Here is an 18,457-nt window from a genome sequence, read left to right as displayed (position 1 = left end):
CGGTGCTCTGCGGTTACAGGAAGGTGAAGACCTGTTCGCGGGTCAGGCGGGACTTGGGCAGGGCGGCGTTGAAGTCGCTCTCGCCGCGATAGCCCAGGCCGACCACCACCAGGGCCGTGTAGCCCTGTTCACGCAGGCCGAGTTCCTGGTCCAGGCTGCTGGCGTCGAAGCCTTCCATGGGGGTGGCATCGATGCCCAGCGCGGCAGCGCCGAGCAGTAGGGTGCCTAGCGCCAGGTAGGTCTGCTTCTCCATCCAATGCTGCACATCCTGGCGCTCATGACGATGCAGGTCGACGAAGTGACGGCGGGTACCGTCCTGGGTGGCGCGTGCTTCGGGCTTGGCGAAGCGGCCGTCCCGGGCTTCCTGCTCCAGCACCTGGGCCAGATGGCCTTCGGTCATCTCCAGGCGGGTGCAGAGCACGATGACGTGGGAGGCCGGCAACACCTTGGGTTCGTTGTAGGGGCTCTGCATGCCACGGGCGATGCGCGCCCTGGCCTCGGCGCTGGCGGCGACCACGAAGTGCCAGGGCTGGGAGTTGACCGAGGAAGGCGCTTGTCGCAGCAGCTCCAGCAGTTCTTCGACCTGTTCGGCCGGGATGCTGCGGGAGCCGTCGAAGGCCTTGGTGGTGTAGCGGGTACGGGCGATCTGGGACAGCTGCATGGATAACTCCTGATCGGATCAGTGGGTAGGGGCCGGCTGGGCGTCGATCTTGACGCGGAACAGGCTGTAGGGCTTCTGGCGCAGGTCCTGGCCGCCGTGGAATTGCGCCTGGCGATGGAGCTGGTTGGCGGTGAAATAGAGGTAGCCGTCCGGACCGATGCTGAAGGTGTCGGGCCAGAGCACGCGCGGATCGTGGACCAGGGTCTTCCAGCTGCCGTCGGCCTGGCGCTGGCGCACGGCGTTGTGCTCGTAGTCGCCGGCATAGACGCGGCCCTGGGCATCGGCTTCGAGTCCGTCGGACGCGCCCTTTTCGCCGAGATCCTGCACCCCGGCGCGGACCTGGGCCTCGCTCGCCTTGGGATCACGCAGCAGGGCGGTGGGTACGGCATAGAGATGACGACTGGACAGCGGGCTGAAGTAGAGGGTGCCGCCGTCCGGCGAGAGAGCGATGCCGTCGCTGGCGATGGCCGGGCGGACCTTGCTGCCGTCGGGACGCTGCATCAGCAGCGGCTCGCCTTCCACCACCGGGACGAAGCTGGGATCGACGTTGGCCTGGGGCGCGCCGGTCAGGCGGCGCTGGGCCTGGCCGGTGGCGAGGTCGAGGACGATCAGTCCGCCCGGCGGCGCCGAGTCGGTGACATAGGCCACCCCGGCGCGACCGACGCGAAAGTCGAAGCGCACGTCGTTGACGTAGCTGTTGGGTTCGAGCACCGCCGCGGGGAAGACCAGCGTCCTGGCGACCTTGTTGGTCTTGAGGTCGATGGCCACCAGCTTGACGCCGCCGGCCTTGGGCGCGGCAAAGCCCGGTGCGGCGGTATCCAGCACCCAGAGGTGACCGCGCCCATCGGCCACCACGCTCTGCACGCTGATGAAACCCTTGCCCGGCTGACCGGGCGTTTCCACGTTCAACGCGGCATCCGGGTAGGGCACCGCCTTGCCGTCCTTGAGTTCGGCCACGGTGAAGGGCACCGCGTCGCCCCAGCGCGGATAGTTGACGAAGATCCGGCCGGTCTCGCTGACGGTGACCCCGGTGGGCATGGCGTCCTGGAAGGCGAACACCGGCTCCAGCTGGCCCAGGGTGCGCTCCTGGGGCAGCGGCGCGGCCTGGGCGGTGAGGCTAGCCACGGCCAGGGCGACGGCGAGGGTCAGGGCACTGCAGCGAGGCATCAGAAACCCTCCAGCACGAGCTTGCCGCGGGCCTGGTGGCTTTCCAGCCGGGCATGGGCACGGCGCAGATTGGCGGCATCGATCCGGCCCAGGTGCTCGCCCAGGGTGGTCTTGAGGGTGCCCTGGTCGATCAGCCCGGCGACGCGTTCGAGGATCTCGTGCTGGCGCACCTTGTCCGGGGTCTGGAACAGCGAGCGGGTGAACATCAGTTCCCAGTGCAGCGACAGCGACTTGGCCTTCATCGGTACCACGTCGAGTTGCGCCGGATCGTCGATCACGCCGAGACGGCCCTGGGGCCGCAGGACATCCACCAGCTGGGTGAAGTGCTCATCGGTGTGGGTGAGGCTGGCGACCAGGGTCACGCCGTCCAGACCCAGGGCTTCGAGCTGGGGCCGCAGGGGCTGGTGGTGGTCGATGACGTGATGGGCACCCAGCTGGCGCACCCAGTCCTGGGTTTCCTGGCGCGAGGCGGTACCGATCACGGTCAGCTCGGTGAGCTGGCGGGCCAGCTGCACCAGCACGGAACCGACGCCGCCTGCCGCGCCCATCACCAGCAACTGCTGGCCGGCGCCGCCGCCTTCGGTCGCGCCGAGACGGTCGAACAGCAGTTCCCAGGCGGTGATGGCGGTCAGCGGCAGGGCCGCGGCCTGGGCGTGGTCCAGACTCCTGGGCTTGTGCCCGGCCAGGTGTTCGTCGACCAGGTGCAGCTCGCTGTTGCAGCCGGGGCGGAACAGCTCGCCGGCATAGTAGACCTCGTCACCCACGGCGAAGCGGCTGACGGCGCTGCCCACGGCCCGCACCACGCCGGAGACGTCCCAGCCCAGTACCTTGGACTCGCGCTGCACCAGACCCTGGCGCACCTTGGTGTCGACCGGATTGACCGACACCGCACGGACTTCCACCAGGAGGTCATGGGCCTCGGGCGTGGGATCGGTCAGCACGGCGTCCTGCAGGGCGCGGGGATCGCTGGCGGGGAGGGTGGTGTCACCGTGGATGATGGCTTTCATGGGCGGATTCCTTTGTACGATAAGAAGACATGGGCCCATGGTCGTCTTCATGCTCGACCGGAAAAAGCGGCAGAATCGGATAGCACCTTCACTGCAGGAGTGAAAATGATCCGCTTCGACGACCTCGGCCTCTTCGTGCGTTCCGCCGCCCTGGGCAGCTTTTCCCGTGCCGCTCGCGAGGCAGACCTGTTGCCGGGTCAGGTGAGCGCCGCCATCGGCCGGCTGGAGCGCGAACTGGGCATCCGCCTGTTCGCCCGCTCGACCCGCAGCCTGCGCCTGACCGCCGAGGGCGAGGCCTATCTGCCCTATGCCCGCGAGGTGCTGGAGACCTTGCGCGAGGGGCGCGAGCGGCTGCAGGGGGAGAGTCCGGAATTGCGCGGGGTGCTGCAGGTGGCGGCGCCTTCGGATCTGGGACGCAATCTCCTGCTGCCCTGGCTGGCCGAGTTTCGTCAGCGCCATCCCGGCCTGACGCTCAGGCTCTACGTCTCGGACCAGCAGGCCGACGTCTATCGCGATCCGGTGGACATCGCCATCCGCTACGGCCGCAGTCAGGATGACAGTCTGGTGGCCCTGCCGCTCGCCCCGGACAACCGCCGGCTGCTGGCGGCGGCGCCGACCTATCTGGCCCGCCAGGGGGCGCCGCGCAGCCTGGACGACCTGTCCAGGCACGCCTGCCTGCTCTACCAGCTGCATGGGCGCACCTATGACAAGTGGAGCTTTCCACAGGCCGACGGCGGCCTGCGCCAGGTGGCCGTCAGCGGACCCTTGCAGAGCGACGACGCCGAGGTGGTGCGGCGCTGGGCGGTGGCCGGGGAGGGCATCGTCTACAAGTCCTGGCTGGACATGCGCGACGATCTGCAGCGCGGCCGGCTGGTGCGCCTGCTGCCCGAGCAGCCCGGCGAGCCGTTGCCGCTGCAGCTGTTCTGCCCGCACCGCCGGCAGTTCTCGCCCGCCGTGCGGCAGTTGCATGGCTGGCTGGCGGAGCGCTTCGCCGCCCTGGGCAAGCAACCCTGAAACGCAAAGGGGGTGGCGCCGCGAACGGAACCACCCCCTGGGTACCAGGCCCGGTCTTACTGCAGATGCTGCTTGAGCAACTGGCCGGCCTGGGTCAGCGCAGCCTGGACCTCGGGCACCTTGGCCAGGACGTTGAGCAGCCCGTAGTCGTGGATCATGCCGTTGTAGCGCACCTGGACGACCTCGACGCCAGCCGCGTTGAGCTTGCGCGCATAGGCCTCGCCTTCGTCCCGCAGCACGTCGTTCTCGGCGGTCTGCACCAGCGCCGGCGGCAAGCCCTTGAGCTGGGCCTCGCTGGCCCGCAACGGCGAGGCATAGACGTTGGCGCGCTCGGTCTCGCTGGTGGTGTAGTTGTCCCAGAACCACTTCATCATGTTGCGGGTCAGGAAGCGGCCCTCGGCATAGGTCTGGTAGGAACCGTTGTCGAAGCTGGCATCGGTCACCGGCCAGAACAGCACCTGGTAGCGCAGCGTGGGCGTGCCCTTGTCCTTGGCCATCAGGCTGACCACCGCGGCCATGTTGCCGCCGACGCTGTTGCCGGCCACCGCCAGGCGACTGCCATCGACGTCGATCTCCTTGCCATGCTCGGCGACCCATTTCGTCGCGGCATAGGCCTGATTGATGGCCACCGGGAAGTGAGCTTCCGGACTCGGGGTGTAATTGACGAACACCGCCGTGGCACCGGAGGCCACCACCAGGTCACGCACCAGGCGCTGGTGGGTGGGGAAGTCACCCAGCACCCAACCGCCGCCATGGAAGAACATGAAGGCCGGTGTCTGCCCCTTGGCGTTCGCCGGGCGGACGATGGTCAGCTGCAGCGGCTTGCCGTCGACCTGGATGGTCTTTTCGCTGGTCTTGACCCCTGAGAGATCGACCTTGACGCCGGATTGGGCGCCGGACAGCACCGCGCGGGCATCCTTGGGACTCAGGGTTTCCAGGGGTTGGCCACCGCTGCCATTCAGCGCATCGACGAAGCCCTGGGTGGTGCGTTCCAGGGCCGGATCGGGCTGGGGCGCGGCGAAGGCGCTGCCCAGGGCCAGGGTGAGCGCGGAAAGGCCAAGCAGACGAGAGACGGTACGCATGACAGAGGACTCCTCGAACGGGAAAGACCGGGCGCCTCGGCTGAAGCGCCTGGGTAATACCGCGACCCTTAGGCCAGGGTCAGACGCACGTCCACGTTGCCGCGGGTGGCGTTGGAGTAGGGGCAGACCTGGTGGGCCTTCTCGATCAGGTCTTCGGCCACGGCGCGCTCCAGGCCCGGCAGGCTGATGACGAGTTCGACGTCCAGGGCGAAGCCGGTGGGGATCGGACCGATGCCGACCTGGGCGGTCACGCTGACGTCCGCCGGCACGGCGATCTTTTCCTTGGCGCCGACGAACTTGAGCGCGCCGATGAAGCAGGCCGAGTAGCCGGCGGCGAAGAGTTGCTCGGGATTGGTCCCGGCACCCCCGGCGCCGCCCAGCTCCTTGGGCGTGGACAGCTGCACGTCCAGGGCCTTGTCGCTGCTGATGGAACGGCCGTCGCGGCCACCAGTGCTGGTTGCGGAAGCGGTGTAGAGGATGTTCATGGTGTGCTCCTGATTTGTGTATCGCGATAACTAATTGGGCGGGCTGTTGGCGAGAGGGCTGGCCCGGGTACGGATTTAAGTTATCGCGATATTGGTTATCGCGCAAATATATTTTCGGGAGCAGGCGATCAGTGGCAGCGGTTGGCGAGGATCAACGTTCCAGCTTGGCGCGCAGGGTCATCAGATTTTCGCGCAGCCGGGTCATCTCGGCGTCACCCAGCGCGCAGTAGCCGCCGATGGTGCCATTGATCTTCTTGGCCCGCTCGCGCAGGGTCCGGCCAGACTCGGTCAGCTCGATGGACAGGTTGCGCTCGTCCTCGGTATTGCGCTGTCGGGTCACGTAGCCCTCGGCTTCCAGGCGCTTGAGCACCGGGGTCAGGGCGCCGGAATCCTGGTGCAGCCGCCGTGCCAGCTCCTTGAGCGGCAGGCGGTCGTTTTCCCAGAGCACCAACATCATCAGGTACTGCGGGTAGGTCAGCCCCACCTCTTCGAGCAGCGGCTTGTACACCTTGGTCATGGCCAGCGAGGTGGAGTACAGCGCGAAGCACAGCTGCTGATCGAGTAGAAGAGGGTCTTTGCTGGTCATGGCGGTCCCGCCTGGGTAAATGAGAAGTGATTCTACCCCGAGCATTTGGGTAGCATTAGCCCTTTCGCTTTCAGACCCCAGGGTTTCCATGCGTATCCATGTGTCGTTCATCGATCGTGTCGGCATCACCCAGGAAGTCCTGGCGCTGCTCGGTGCCCGCAATCTCAATCTGGACGCTGTGGAGATGGTGCCGCCCAATGTCTACATCGATGCGCCGACCCTGAGCGCAGCGGTGCTGGAGGAATTGCGCGCCGCCCTGCTCACCGTGGTGGGGGTCGAGGCGGTGCGGGTAGTGGACATCCTGCCGGGCCAGCGACGCTCCCTGCAACTCGATGCCCTGCTCGCCGCCATGGCCGATCCGGTGCTGGCGGTGGACGGCGAGGGGCGCATCCTGCTGGCCAATCCGGCCTTTGCCGCCCTCGCCGGCGAAGACAGCGGCACTACTCTGGCCGAACTCTTCAACGACAGCGAATTGCCCAGTGAGCTGCTGGACCAGGGCTTTCGTCTGCCGCTGCGCGAAGTGGTGCTGCGCGGCCAGGCGCTGTTGCTGGACGCCACCCCCATCGGCGAACCCGTGGGCGGACTGGCCGGCGGGCTGCTGACCCTCTATGCCCCCAGTCGCATCGGTGGCCGCCTCTCGGCGCTGCGCCACGACACCCCCGAGGGCTTCGATTCGCTGCTCGGCGACTGCGCCGCCATCCGTACCCTCAAGGCCCGGGCCCAGCGCCTGGCCGCCCTGGAGGCGCCACTGCTGATCCTCGGCGAGACCGGCACCGGCAAGGAACTGGTGGCGCGTGCCTGCCATGCGGCCAGTGCGCGGCGCGAGGCGCCCTTTCTGGCGCTGAACTGCGCGGCCCTGCCGGAGAGCCTGGCCGAGAGCGAACTGTTCGGTTATGCCCCGGGCGCCTTCACCGGGGCCCAGCGCGGCGGCAAGCCGGGCCTGCTGGAGCTGGCCGACCAGGGCACGGTGTTTCTCGACGAGGTCGGCGAGATGTCGCCCTATCTGCAGGCCAAGCTGCTGAGATTCCTCTCCGATGGCAGCTTCCGCCGCGTTGGCGGAGCCCAGGAAACCAAGGTCAATGTGCGGATTCTCGCCGCCACCCATCGCGATCTGCAGGCCATGGTCGCGGCCGGTACCTTCCGCGAGGACCTCTTCTATCGCCTCAATGTACTCAGCCTGCAGGTGCCGGCGTTGCGCGAGCGTGGCCAGGACATCCTGCTGCTGGCGCGGCACTTCCTGCAGCAGGCCTGCGCCCAGATCGGTCGACCGCCGTGTCGCCTGGCGCCGGCCACCTACGGCGTGCTGCTGGGCAATGCCTGGCCGGGCAACGTCCGGCAATTGCAGAACATCCTCTTTCGCGCCGCCGCCATCAGCGAGAGCGGCCAGATCGATGTCGACGACCTCGACCTGGCCGGCACGGCGGTGGAGGGGCAGGTCGAAACCGAAGTCAGCACCCTGGAAGCCGCTGTCCAGGGCTACGAGGCGGCGCTGCTGGAGCGGCTCTATCCGCAGTATCCGTCCAGCCGCCAGCTGGCCGCGCGCCTGCAGACCTCCCACTCGGCCATCGCCATGCGCCTGCGGCGTTACGGCATCCCGCGGCGTTAAAGTTCTAGAGCCTGTTTAAAGGCTCGCGAGCTAGAGATAAGCAAGGCCTGGGCGGCCCCGCGAAAATGGCTGAGGAAGCGGACCGGGCTCGCGAACGAGTTTACGAGTGGTAAATGAGCATTCCGAAGCCATTTTCAACGCAGTTTGGCCGACGCGCAGCAGCCTTTAAATAGGCTCTCAGCGCAGGACGTTGGTCTTGGCCAGGTCCACCACCTCGCTGCCGCGACCACTCATCACCGCGCGCAGCATGTAGAGGCTGAAGCCCTTGGCCTGGGCGGCCTCGATCTTCGGTGGCAGCGACAGCTCCTGCTTGGCGATGCGCACATCCACCAGCGCCGGGCCGGGGTGGGCGAAGGCCTCCTCCAGGGTGGCGTCGAGCAGACTGGCCGATTCCACCTTCCAGCCGCGCACGCCGCAGGCCTCGGCGACCCGGGCGAAATCGACCTCACCCAGATCGGTGGTCTCGTCGAGCATGCCGGCAGCCTTCATCTCCATGGCGACGAAACCCAGGGTGGCATTGTCGTAGACGATGACCTTGACCGGCAGCTTCTCGCTGGCCAGGGTCGCCAGCTCGCCCAGCAGCATGGACAGCCCGCCGTCGCCGGCCAGCGCCACCACCTGGCGATCGGGATAGGCCGCCTGCAGGCCCATGGCCTGGGGCAGGGCATTGGCCATGGAGCCGTGGCTGAAGGAGCCGGCCAGCTTGCGTTCGAAATTCATCGCCAGGTAGCGCGCCGCCCACACCGTGGGGGTACCGACGTCGCAGGTGAAGAGGGCGTCCGCCGCGGCCAGTTCGCTGACGCGGGTGGTGAGGTACTGCGGATGCAGCGGCTCGCCATCGGCGGTGGCAGTGGCCAGCTCGTCCAGCTCGGCGCGGGTCTTGCGGTAGTGCTGCTGGGCCTTTTCCAGGAAACGGCTGTGGCTGTTGGGCGCAAGGCGCGGCAGCAGGGCGTCGAGGGTGGCGCGGACATCGCCCACCAGCCCCTTGAGTAGCGGGGTACGCACGCCCAGGTGGGCGCCGCGCACGTCGATCTGCACCACCCGACCGTGATCCGGGAAGAAGTTGCGATAGGGGAAGTTGCTGCCCAGCATCAGCAGCAGGTCGCACTCCTTGAGCGCGTGATAGCCGGACGAAAAGCCGATCAGGCCGGTCATGCCCACGCCATAGGGATTGGAATACTCGATATGGGCCTTGCCGCGCAGGGCATGGACCACCGGCGCCTGCAGTCGCTCGGCCAGGGCCACCACCTGGGCATGGGCACCGGCGCAACCGGCGCCGCAGAGCAGGGTGATGCGCTTCTCGCCAGCCAGCAACTCGGCCAGGGCATCCAGTTCGGCCTCCGGCGGGACCACCACCGGACGCACCGGCTCGCTCCACTGGACTTCCTTGAGCGGCGCCTCGGCCAGGGCCACGTCGCCGGGAATCACCACCACCGACACCGAGCGATTGAGAATGGCCGAGCGCATCGCGGTCTCGAGAATGCGCGGCAGCTGCTCGGGATGGGAAACCACCTCGCAGAAGTCGCTGCAATCGCGGAACAGCCGCTCCGGATGGGTTTCCTGGAAATAGCCCAGGCCGATCTCGCTGGAGGGAATCTGGGCGGCGATGGCCAGCACCGGCGCGCCGCTGCGCTGGGCGTCGAACAGGCCGTTGATCAGGTGCAGATTGCCCGGACCGCAGGAGCCGGCGCAGACCGCCAGACGCCCGCTGGTGTCGGCCGCGGCACTGGCGGCGAAGGCGGCGGCTTCTTCATGCCGCACGCCGCGCCAGCGGATACGGTCGCGCTTGCGCAGGCTTTCGGTGAGGCCGTTGAGCGAGTCGCCCGGCAGGCCCCAGATGGTGTCCACACCAGCCGCTTCGAGGGTGGCGACGAGCAGATCGGCAACGGTTTTCACAGCCATGACAAAGACTCCAGACAAGGATGGGAGAGGGCAAAGCCGCTTGGCAGAGGTCTTGTTGTGCCTTGTTGGTCCGATGAAGCGGGGCGGAAGTTCGCGACCGTGTCGACGTTTCGCCCGGTGCACGGACGTGCTTGTGCAAGGCCTAGGCGGAAAGGATTGATTTATAGATGGCAGGTAACTATGAGGTAGATGCCATCGGTGCATTCGCGAGGCAACCTTGGATCGAAAACCGTATTGCCGGGTAATGGCCGTCCAGCATCCGATAGCTGTTGTCCCAGCATGCCTGTCCTAGACGGGAAGTGCTGGAGCGACTTCTTCAATGGCAAGGGTGTCACGGTCGACTTTATGACAAAGCGAAACCAGCCTGCAGATCAGACGCGTGACCGTTCTGATGCCTAGATTCATGCTCAACACCACAGCTTTCATCCTGATAAAACATATTGCAGAAATACGACATGCTCAGGTTTTCGATACGCCTATAAATCGTCGGAATGAAAGGACTTTCCGATCGCTGTAGTGCCCGATGTGTTGGTTTATGACGAGCGTCTCAACCAGTCTCGCGTTTTCAGGACCTCGAGTAAGTCTGTGCTAGTCGAATAACCAATTTCTAGGCATTTCTTGTAACCTGAACTAGACCTTGCTGACGCAGGAATGACCTACGTAACCTGTAGTTCAAAGCGATGGCGCACCCTCGGTAGCCCGGTGGATAACCTCTTGAAGTCCGAGGCGAGCCAAGTGCGCCTGGATCAATCATTGTCCAGGAGAGTATTGTGAAGAACCTATCGAAAAAGTCGGCGCCTGCACAAGGCAGTGTGATTGACGATGTGACGGTCTACAGTTTCGGCCATAAGCACTCACTGACTATCGATGTGGACGACTTCGATGAATATGCGGCGTTCGCAAAGTATGTTGAGGGCTCGGTTCCTATTAGGGAAGCAAGAGCCTCTCTGACAACGCTGAATATTAACAGCGACCATCTCGAAAAGGTCGCTCGGATCGACGGGCAAACACTGGATACCGTGGCCGGAGGTTCTACCCTTGATTCGACGATCAAGCATCTGAATTTGGCTATTGCAGATAGCGGATTTTCTGCGTCCAGCTCCATCGTATTGTCAAATTTTGACAGACTTGAAACCTTGGATGCGACCAATTCTACCAAATCGCTTTCTGTTGTACTCAGCGAGCAAGGCATGGATGGGCGGAGTACCAGTGCTTATCTGCACTCCATCGAGTTTGCAAGCGGTAGCGCTGATGTCAGTACGGTTGCGGCTGCAGAGTTTGACTCGGTGGCATCGTTAGCTCATGCGCGTGTTAAAGATATTAGCGTAAGTGCAAGTAACGGTAATGTTGGCGTTACAGCCATCATCCAGCAAGCAGATGTCAATATCGAAGCGCGTCACGGTAGTGCAACGGTAGATCTGTCCTTCGTGAAGGGGGTAGACGCTCATAATGCCTCCTCACATGGTTCGCTGGGACATGGCGTTAATATTGTTATGAGTGGTGAGGGCAGCGGAAATCTAACACTTTTCAATGGAAACCTGGTCAATTATGAGGCGACAGCCTCTAGTGCTGAGAAATCAGCATCGATCATTGCTAACCTGGTCAAAGTAGCAGGATTTGACATTTCTGATAGTTATATTCTTTACGGCTCTCCTGTTGGCAAGCCTGAAGCGGTGACCACCATTGCAGACAGCGCAGTAGCAGGGGCGAAAGACATATCCACCGTCTTGGATATTGTATCGAAGGAAACCGTAGGGGAGGTCAATGCTGCGGTTTTTCACTACCACGGTAATACCTATATTTTCCAAGATGCGCAGCCAGGTTACGTAGCGCCTCCTTCGGTGGATTCCGCAGACAGTCTGATTGAGTTGGTAGGCGGCTACGATCTCAATGATGTTGCGGCTCACGTGGTGGCGGGTATACGCGGAATGGGCCACTGATACTCTTGCACTCATTCATTTTTTCCTTCAGGTCTCTGCATCTATCGCTACTGATAAAACGTGAGCCTGTCGGATCAAAATGAAAGAAAGGGCCAAACAGTGTCGGCCCTTTCTGCTGAACAATTACCGCCTACCTCCTGAGCTGCAGGCTTGTTCAGTGCATTGAAGCGTGCTGCAGGCGTGTCTATCGCAAACGATCAGACCGACCATTCAGTTCGTCTGTTTTCTGGCTGATAAAAGTAGGCACTTGGCTCTGCGTGCCTCATGCCGTGGCGATCAATTTCCAGTCAAAATCGTGCAGCTGAACTGCCTGGCCTAACAGCCCAGCTATTAATGGATCGATTTCGATACGGTGTTCTTTAATCGTTACGGATATGGCTGTCTGGGGTGAAATGTCGTAACGATATCGTTACAGTGCAACTCTGCTTTTCTAGTTAAATTATTGAAAATACTGGATTTTATTCCTGGCATTACCCTTGCACTGCTAGACCTATCTATCCATCAGGACAAAGGTCCGCAGGAGTCTGGCAATGGGTCTGCGCTATACCGAAGAACACGAATGGCTGCGTCAGGAAGCCGATGGCAGCATTACCGTTGGCATCACCGACTATGCCCAGGACTCGCTCGGCGACCTGGTCTTCGTGCAATTGCCGGAGCTGCGCAGCTACGCCCAGGGCGATGAAGTGGCGGTGCTGGAGTCGGTCAAGGCCGCCAGCAACATCACCATGCCGCTGGACGGCGAGGTCCTGGCGGTCAACGAGGCGCTCAACGATGCGCCCGAAACCATCAACAGCGATCCGCTGAACGCCGGCTGGTTCTTTCGCTTCCAGCCCGCCAATGCCGAAGCCTTCGCCGCGCTGCTCGACGAAGCCGCCTATCAGCAACTGATCAAGGGGTAAGACCGCCATGTCGCTGCACGACACCTTCAGCACCGCCGACGAATTCGTCCCGCGTCATATCGGTCCGCGCGAGCTGGACGAGATCGCCATGCTGAACCTGCTCGGCTACGAATCCCTGGAGGCCATGACCGCCCAGGTGATCCCGAGAGCATCAAGGGCACCAGCGTGCTGGACCTGCCCGCCGGGCTGTCCGAGGCCGACGCCCTGGCCGAGCTGCGCACCATCGCCGGCAAGAATCGCCTGCTCAAGAGCCTGATCGGCCAGGGCTACTACAACACCCACACCCCGGCGCCGATCCTGCGCAACCTGCTGGAAAATCCGGCCTGGTACACCGCCTACACTCCCTACCAGCCGGAGATCTCCCAGGGTCGCCTAGAGGCGTTGCTCAACTTCCAGACGCTGATCGGCGACCTCACCGGCATGCCGGTGGCCAACGCCTCGCTGCTGGACGAGGGCACCGCCGCCGCCGAGGCCATGACCTTCTGCAAGCGCCTGGCGAAAAACAAGGCCAGCGCCTTCTTCGCCTCCGTGCACTGCCATCCGCAGACCCTCGACGTCCTGCGTACCCGCGCCGAGCCCCTGGGCATCGAGGTGGTGGTGGGCGTGGAAACCGAGATCGAGGATCACGGCCGCTTCTTCGGCGCGCTGTTCCAGTATCCGATGACCACCGGGGAGATCCGTGACTACCGGGAGAGCATCCAGGCCTTCCAGGCGGCCGGTGCCCTGGTGGCCATGGCCGCCGACCTGCTGGCCCTGACCCTGCTCACGCCGCCCGGTGAACTGGGCGCGGACGTGGCCATCGGCACCGCCCAGCGCTTTGGCGTACCGCTCGGTTTCGGCGGCCCCCATGCGGCGTACTTCGCCACCCAGGACAAGTACAAGCGTGACATGCCCGGTCGCGTCGTCGGCGTCTCCATCGACCGCCACGGCCACCCGGCCTATCGCCTGGCCCTGCAGACCCGCGAGCAGCACATCCGCCGCGAGAAGGCCACCAGCAACATCTGCACCGCCCAGGTGCTCCTGGCCAACATCGCCAGCATGTACGCGGTCTACCATGGTCCCGAAGGCCTGACCTGCATCGCCACCCGGGTGCAGCGGCTGACCAGCCTGCTGGCCGCCGGCCTGCAGCGCCTGGGCCACGAGACCCAGCACACTGCCTTCGACACCCTGACCCTGGTGTTCGGCGCGCGCACCGCCGCCCTGCACGAGGCCGCCCGTGCCCGTGGCTACAATTTGCGCGACGTCAGCGCCGAGGCCCTGGGCGTGTCCCTGGACGAGACCAGTACCCTCGCCGACGTCCAGGCGCTGCTGGAGATCCTGGCCGACGGCAAGCCCGCGCCCCAGGTCGCCGAGCTGGGTGACGCCCAGGGCGTGGAGTTGCCCGCAGCGCTGCAGCGCCAGTCGGCCTTCCTGACCCATCCGGTATTCGCCAGCCATAGATCCGAGACCGAGCTGATGCGCTACCTGCGCAAGCTGGCGGACAAGGACCTGGCGCTGGATCGCACCATGATCCCGCTGGGCTCCTGCACCATGAAGCTCAACGCCGCCAGCGAGATGATCCCGGTCACCTGGGCCGAGTTCGGCGGTATCCACCCCTTCGCCCCGGCCGACCAGACCGAGGGCTATGCCCAGCTCACCACCGAGTTGGAGGCCATGCTCTGCGCCGCGACCGGCTACGACGCCGTCTCCCTGCAGCCCAACGCCGGCTCGCAGGGCGAGTACGCGGGCCTCCTGGCCATTCGCGCCTATCACGCGAGCCGCGGCCAGGGTGAGCGCGACGTCTGCCTGATCCCGGCGTCGGCCCACGGCACCAACCCCGCTACCGCCAGCATGGTCGACATGCGCGTGGTGGTGGTGGCCTGCGACAAGCGTGGCAACGTCGATCTCGACGACCTGCGCGCCAAGGCCGAGCAGCACAGCGAACGCCTGGCCGCGCTGATGATCACCTACCCGTCCACCCACGGGGTGTTCGAAGAGGCCATCCGCGAGATCTGCCAGGTGGTCCATGATCATGGTGGCCAGGTCTATATCGACGGCGCCAACATGAATGCCATGGTCGGTCTCTGCGCCCCGGGCCAGTTCGGCGGCGACGTCTCCCACCTCAACCTGCACAAGACCTTCTGCATCCCCCATGGCGGCGGCGGTCCGGGTGTCGGTCCCATTGGCGTCAAGGCGCATCTGGCACCCTTCCTGCCCGGCCATGCCCGGCTGGAACGCAAGGAAGGCGCGGTCTGCGCGGCGGCCTATGGCAGCGCCAGCATCCTGCCGATCTCCTGGATGTACCTGAAGATGATGGGCAGCGCCGGTCTGACCCGCGCCTCGCAGATCGCCATCCTCAGCGCCAACTACATCGCCCGCCGACTGGAAGAGCACTATCCGGTGCTCTATAGCGGCACCGGTGGCCTGGTCGCCCACGAGTGCATCCTCGACCTGCGTCCGCTCAAGGACAGCAGCGGCGTGACCGTGGACGACGTGGCCAAGCGCCTGATCGACTTCGGTTTCCATGCCCCGACCATGTCCTTCCCGGTGGCCGGCACCCTGATGATCGAGCCCACCGAGAGCGAGTCCAAGCAGGAACTGGATCGCTTCTGCGACGCCATGATCGCCATCCGCGAAGAGATCCGCGCCCTCGAAGCCGGCACCCTGGATCCCCAGGACAACCCGCTGAAGAACGCGCCGCACACCGCGCGCGAACTGGCTGGGGAGTGGACCCACCCCTACAGCCGCGAGCAGGCGGTGTTCCCGCTGCCGAGCCTGGTGGACGGCAAGTACTGGCCGCCGGTGGCGCGCATCGACAACGTCTACGGCGATCGCAACCTGGTCTGCTCCTGCCCGCCGATCGAAGCCTACGGCGAGGCCTGACCCTCACCCCCGGCCCCTCGCCCGAGGGGAGAGGAGAGCAGAGCTGCTCTTCCCCCTCTCCCCCTGGGAGAGGGCCGGGGTGAGGGCTGACCCGATCACCCACGTCGCGACCCCATAGCCCAGCGTTTGCTCACTCCTCCTGTAAGGAGCGAGCAAACCGCCACCCGACACGGAGCCCTACCATGTCCCTGCTCAAGACTTCGCTGCACGCCCTGCACCTGGAACTCGGCGCCCGCATGGTGCCCTTCGCCGGCTACGAGATGCCGGTGCAATACCCGCTCGGCGTGCTCAAGGAGCACCAGCACACCCGTGCCCAGGCCGGGTTGTTCGATGTGTCCCACATGGGCCAGGTCCTGCTCGAAGGCGAAGAGGCCGCCGAGGCCCTGGAGACCCTGGTGCCGGTCGACATCATCGACCTGCCCAGCGGCATGCAGCGCTATGCCCTGCTGACCGACGACAACGGCGGCATCCTCGACGACCTCATGGTCGCCAACCTGGGTGACTGCCTCTACCTGGTGGTCAATGCCGCCTGCAAGGAAGCCGACCTCGCCCATTTGGAAAAGCACCTGGGCGATCGCTGCCAGGTGCTGCCGCAATTCGATCGCGCCCTGCTGGCCCTGCAGGGCCCTGCGGCCGCCGCGGTCCTGTCGCGCCTGGCGCCGGAGGTGGCCGAGATGACCTTCATGCAGGTCCGCCGCGTCAAGCTGCTGGAACAGCCCTGCATCGTCAGCCGCAGTGGCTACACGGGTGAAGACGGTTACGAGATCTCGGTGCCGAGCGCCGCCGCCGAAGCCCTGGCGCGCCATCTGCTGGCCGAGCCGGAAGTCGAGGCCATCGGCCTGGGTGCGCGCGACTCCCTGCGCCTGGAAGCCGGTCTCTGCCTCTATGGTCACGACATGGATGCCGGCACCACGCCGGTGATGGCCAACCTGGGGTGGGCGCTGTCCAAGGTGCGTCGTGAAGGCAACGGTCGCGCCGGCGGTTTCCCCGGTGCCGAGCGCATCTTCACCGAGCAGCGTGAGGGCGTGAGTCGCAAGCGCGTCGGCCTGCTGGTGCAGGAGCGGGTGCCGGTGCGCGAAGGCGCGGAACTGGTGGATGCCAATGGCGCCAGCATCGGTCGCGTGACCAGTGGCGGCTTCGGCCCGACCCTGGGGGCGCCGGTGGCCATGGGGTATGTCGACAGCGACTTCGCCGCCCTGGATGCCCAGCTGTTCGCCGTGGTGCGCGGCAAGCAGGTGCCGGTCAAGGTCGCCAAGACCCCCTTCGTACCGCAGCGGTATTACCGCGGGTAATCCGTCGCCAATAACATCGCGGCCCATGGCCGCGATGCCTTTCAGGCCAGCGGATAATCCCGAAACACCGACAGCGCCTCCGCTTCGACGGTCAGGGCCTCCAGCGTCGGGTAGTTACGCCGCTCGATCAGTCCCGGCAGGGCGAAGTGCAGGAAGGTCCAGGCCACCGCGGTATCGATGGCATCCTGGCCGATGCTGTCTTCACCCAGCGGCGGACGTGGGCCCAGCCAGGCCTTGTCCAGGGCGCCACAGGCCGCGCGCAATTGTCCCTCCACCCGCTGCTGCCAGGGCGCATGACGCTTCTCTTCCGGCCGCAGGTCGCGCTCGTACACCAGCTGCACCGCTTTCTCGGACAGGGCCAGCGCCAAGCCGCTGCGACCGAGGGCGGTTGCCCGGGCCGCATGGCCGCTCGGCCACAATTGCCGACTGCCGCAGGCAAGGTGCTGGGCATAGTCCAGAATCAGCGACGAATCCATCAGCCGCTGACCGTCCAGGCAGATCAGCGTGGGCGCCTTGAGCACCGGATTGAAGCTGCGAAAGCGCTCGACCTCGCGAAACAGCGACACCTGGCGCAGTTCGAAGGGCAGTACCAGCAGGCGCAGGGAGATCGCGACTCGCCGCACATAGGGGAGTCGAGCATGCCAATGAGTTGCATGGGGGCATCCTGTCAGAAAGAGTGAATCCTGTTTCACGTGGAACGTCACCCCTGTTGCGCGTTTCACGCCAGGTGCCGCTCTGGACAAGACATTAAGGATTCGAGGAAGCTACTTCCAGCGAGAAAATCTGACGGAATAGTTAAGGAAGTCTTACATGTCGCGCGTACCGCCGCTGAATGCCCTGCGCTGCTTCGAAGCGGTTGCCCGTCTGGGCAGCGTGACCCGGGCCGCCAGCGAATTGCACCTCACCCATGCCGCGGTGAGCCAGCAGGTGAAGGGCCTGGAGCACCAGCTGGGCATGGTGCTCTTCGAGCGCCAGGGGCGCGGGATCGAGGTCACCGGTGACGGTCGCGTCTATGCCGAGCAGGTCCGCCAGTTGCTCGAGGATCTGGGCGAAGCCACGCGGCGGCTGCAGGCCCGGCCACGCCGCAACGAACTGGTGTTCGCCACCTTTCCCTCCTTCGCCACCCACTGGCTGCTGCCACGACTGCCACGTTTTCGTGCCCTGCACCCGGAATACCACATCCGCATCCAGACCAGCATGGATTTCCAGGATCTGCGCCAGGGCATGGTGGATATCGGGGTGCGTATGGGCGAAGGTCAGTGGGATGGGCTGACCGCCCTGCAGCTGTTTCAGGACGAAGTCCTGCTGGTCGCCTCGCCGCACTATGGGGGTGGGCAGTTACCAAGGGATCTGGACGAGGCCCTGGCCCGGCCGCTGATGCATACCGAGGAGACCTGGCAGTCCTGGGGCAAGGCCGCCGGCCTGGAACGGACCCCGCCCAGCTGTGGCCTCAGCGTGAACGACTCCAATCTGGTGCTGGAGGCCTTGCGCCTGGGTCAGGTGCTGGCACTGGAGCGACGCAGCCTGGTGCAGGCCGCGTTGGACGAAGGTCGCCTGGTTCAGCTCAGTCCGGTGGTGGCGCCCTATCCCTATGCCTACTGGCTGGTCTGGCCGGAACGCGCCGAATCGGCGGAAAAGCAGGAGCGCTTCACCACCTGGATCCAGGCCGAGGTCGCGACCTATCTGGCCGCGCTGGAGACGCCGACGCCCGCTTAGGGCGTCGGGCGGAAGATCCTAGCGCAGCAGCAGCTTGCGACGGCCGTCGGGCCAGACTTCCCAGAGTTGATCGTTGATGCGCTGCACCTGGCTGGTGGTACGGCGCATGGCCGCAATGCTGGCCCGCAGGGCCTGGCCGCTGGCGGTGTCGACGAAATTTCCGGCGCCGGTGCTCTCGGCCGTGGCGCGATCCATAGCTACAGTGTTCATTGACGCCTCCCAGAGCTCGGCTAAAGAC

14 protein-coding genes and 2 pseudogenes are annotated in these 18,457 nt (G+C 65.1%); 7 read left to right on the top strand and 9 right to left on the bottom strand.

What is annotated here, in order from left to right:
- Positions 1-13 precede the first annotated feature (13 nt).
- The 3 genes from nfsB to BGI51_RS06380 are packed head-to-tail and all read right to left on the bottom strand — an operon-like array spanning position 14 to position 2,835.
- On the bottom strand, positions 14-661 hold the full coding sequence (nfsB, locus tag BGI51_RS06390) for an oxygen-insensitive NAD(P)H nitroreductase (RefSeq protein ID WP_187980626.1): 648 nt from the start codon (positions 659-661) through the stop codon (positions 14-16).
- 18 nt (positions 662-679) lie between these two features.
- Positions 680-1,828, bottom strand: coding sequence for an L-dopachrome tautomerase-related protein (locus BGI51_RS06385; RefSeq protein WP_187980625.1), 1,149 nt, complete (start codon positions 1,826-1,828; stop codon positions 680-682).
- Positions 1,828-2,835 (bottom strand): zinc-binding alcohol dehydrogenase family protein, encoded by a 1,008-nt coding sequence (locus BGI51_RS06380; protein ID WP_187980624.1) that lies wholly within the window; start codon positions 2,833-2,835, stop codon positions 1,828-1,830. Before BGI51_RS06380 ends, BGI51_RS06385 begins: the two co-directional genes overlap by 1 nt.
- Positions 2,836-2,940: 105 nt before the next feature.
- Between BGI51_RS06380 and BGI51_RS06375 the strand changes: the two genes are divergently transcribed.
- The gene (locus tag BGI51_RS06375) at positions 2,941-3,849 is read left to right on the top strand and encodes a LysR family transcriptional regulator (RefSeq protein WP_187980623.1); all 909 of its coding nucleotides are present in this window, start codon (positions 2,941-2,943) and stop codon (positions 3,847-3,849) included.
- Between the two features lie 56 nt (positions 3,850-3,905).
- Here BGI51_RS06375 and BGI51_RS06370 read toward each other — a convergent pair whose 3' ends face one another.
- The 3 genes from BGI51_RS06370 to BGI51_RS06360 form a co-directional block, all read right to left on the bottom strand.
- A complete protein-coding gene (locus tag BGI51_RS06370) occupies positions 3,906-4,931 on the bottom strand; it encodes an alpha/beta hydrolase (RefSeq protein WP_187980622.1) in 1,026 nt (341 codons plus the stop codon).
- Positions 4,932-4,999: 68 nt separating this feature from the next.
- On the bottom strand, positions 5,000-5,416 hold the full coding sequence (locus tag BGI51_RS06365; protein WP_077171140.1) for an organic hydroperoxide resistance protein: 417 nt from the start codon (positions 5,414-5,416) through the stop codon (positions 5,000-5,002).
- Between the two features lie 151 nt (positions 5,417-5,567).
- Positions 5,568-6,002: a MarR family winged helix-turn-helix transcriptional regulator gene (locus BGI51_RS06360; RefSeq protein WP_187980621.1), complete on the bottom strand. Its 435-nt coding sequence runs from the start codon at positions 6,000-6,002 to the stop codon at positions 5,568-5,570.
- A gap of 88 nt (positions 6,003-6,090) precedes the next feature.
- Between BGI51_RS06360 and BGI51_RS06355 the strand changes: the two genes are divergently transcribed.
- Positions 6,091-7,608, top strand: coding sequence for a sigma-54-dependent transcriptional regulator (locus BGI51_RS06355; protein ID WP_187980620.1), 1,518 nt, complete (start codon positions 6,091-6,093; stop codon positions 7,606-7,608).
- A gap of 177 nt (positions 7,609-7,785) precedes the next feature.
- Here the strand turns inward: BGI51_RS06355 and poxB are convergent, their stop codons facing one another.
- A complete protein-coding gene (gene poxB, locus BGI51_RS06350; protein WP_187980619.1) occupies positions 7,786-9,510 on the bottom strand; it encodes a ubiquinone-dependent pyruvate dehydrogenase in 1,725 nt (574 codons plus the stop codon).
- A 770-nt stretch (positions 9,511-10,280) separates the two neighbouring features.
- Between poxB and BGI51_RS06345 the strand changes: the two genes are divergently transcribed.
- The 4 genes and pseudogenes from BGI51_RS06345 (at position 10,281) to gcvT (ending at position 16,503) form a co-directional block, all read left to right on the top strand.
- A complete protein-coding gene (locus tag BGI51_RS06345; RefSeq protein WP_187980618.1) occupies positions 10,281-11,450 on the top strand; it encodes a hypothetical protein in 1,170 nt (389 codons plus the stop codon).
- 530 nt (positions 11,451-11,980) lie between these two features.
- Positions 11,981-12,349 (top strand): glycine cleavage system protein GcvH, encoded by a 369-nt coding sequence (gcvH, locus tag BGI51_RS06340; RefSeq protein WP_007159937.1) that lies wholly within the window; start codon positions 11,981-11,983, stop codon positions 12,347-12,349.
- A 7-nt stretch (positions 12,350-12,356) separates the two neighbouring features.
- A pseudogene (gene gcvP / locus BGI51_RS06335) lies at positions 12,357-15,211 on the top strand (aminomethyl-transferring glycine dehydrogenase).
- Positions 15,212-15,393: 182 nt separating this feature from the next.
- A complete protein-coding gene (gcvT, locus tag BGI51_RS06330; protein ID WP_187980617.1) occupies positions 15,394-16,503 on the top strand; it encodes a glycine cleavage system aminomethyltransferase GcvT in 1,110 nt (369 codons plus the stop codon).
- Between the two features lie 41 nt (positions 16,504-16,544).
- Here gcvT and BGI51_RS06325 read toward each other — a convergent pair.
- Positions 16,545-17,158 (bottom strand): annotated as a pseudogene (locus tag BGI51_RS06325) (glutathione S-transferase).
- Positions 17,159-17,313: 155 nt separating this feature from the next.
- On the opposite strand from BGI51_RS06325, the gene BGI51_RS06320 reads away from it, so the two are divergent.
- Positions 17,314-18,219 carry a LysR substrate-binding domain-containing protein gene (locus BGI51_RS06320; RefSeq protein WP_187980616.1) on the top strand — a complete coding sequence of 302 codons (906 nt, stop codon included), beginning with the start codon at positions 17,314-17,316 and terminating at the stop codon, positions 18,217-18,219.
- Positions 18,220-18,237: 18 nt separating this feature from the next.
- Here BGI51_RS06320 and BGI51_RS06315 read toward each other — a convergent pair whose 3' ends face one another.
- Positions 18,238-18,429: a hypothetical protein gene (locus BGI51_RS06315; RefSeq protein WP_158895221.1), complete on the bottom strand. Its 192-nt coding sequence runs from the start codon at positions 18,427-18,429 to the stop codon at positions 18,238-18,240.
- Positions 18,430-18,457: the final 28 nt, after the last annotated feature.

The sequence above is a fragment of the Pseudomonas oryzihabitans genome, assembly GCF_014522265.1.
Classification (GTDB): Bacteria; Pseudomonadota; Gammaproteobacteria; order Pseudomonadales; family Pseudomonadaceae; genus Chryseomonas; species Chryseomonas aestiva.
The sequence above is the reverse complement of the archived record's forward strand: the minus strand, read 5'-3'. Positions and strand labels throughout refer to the sequence as shown.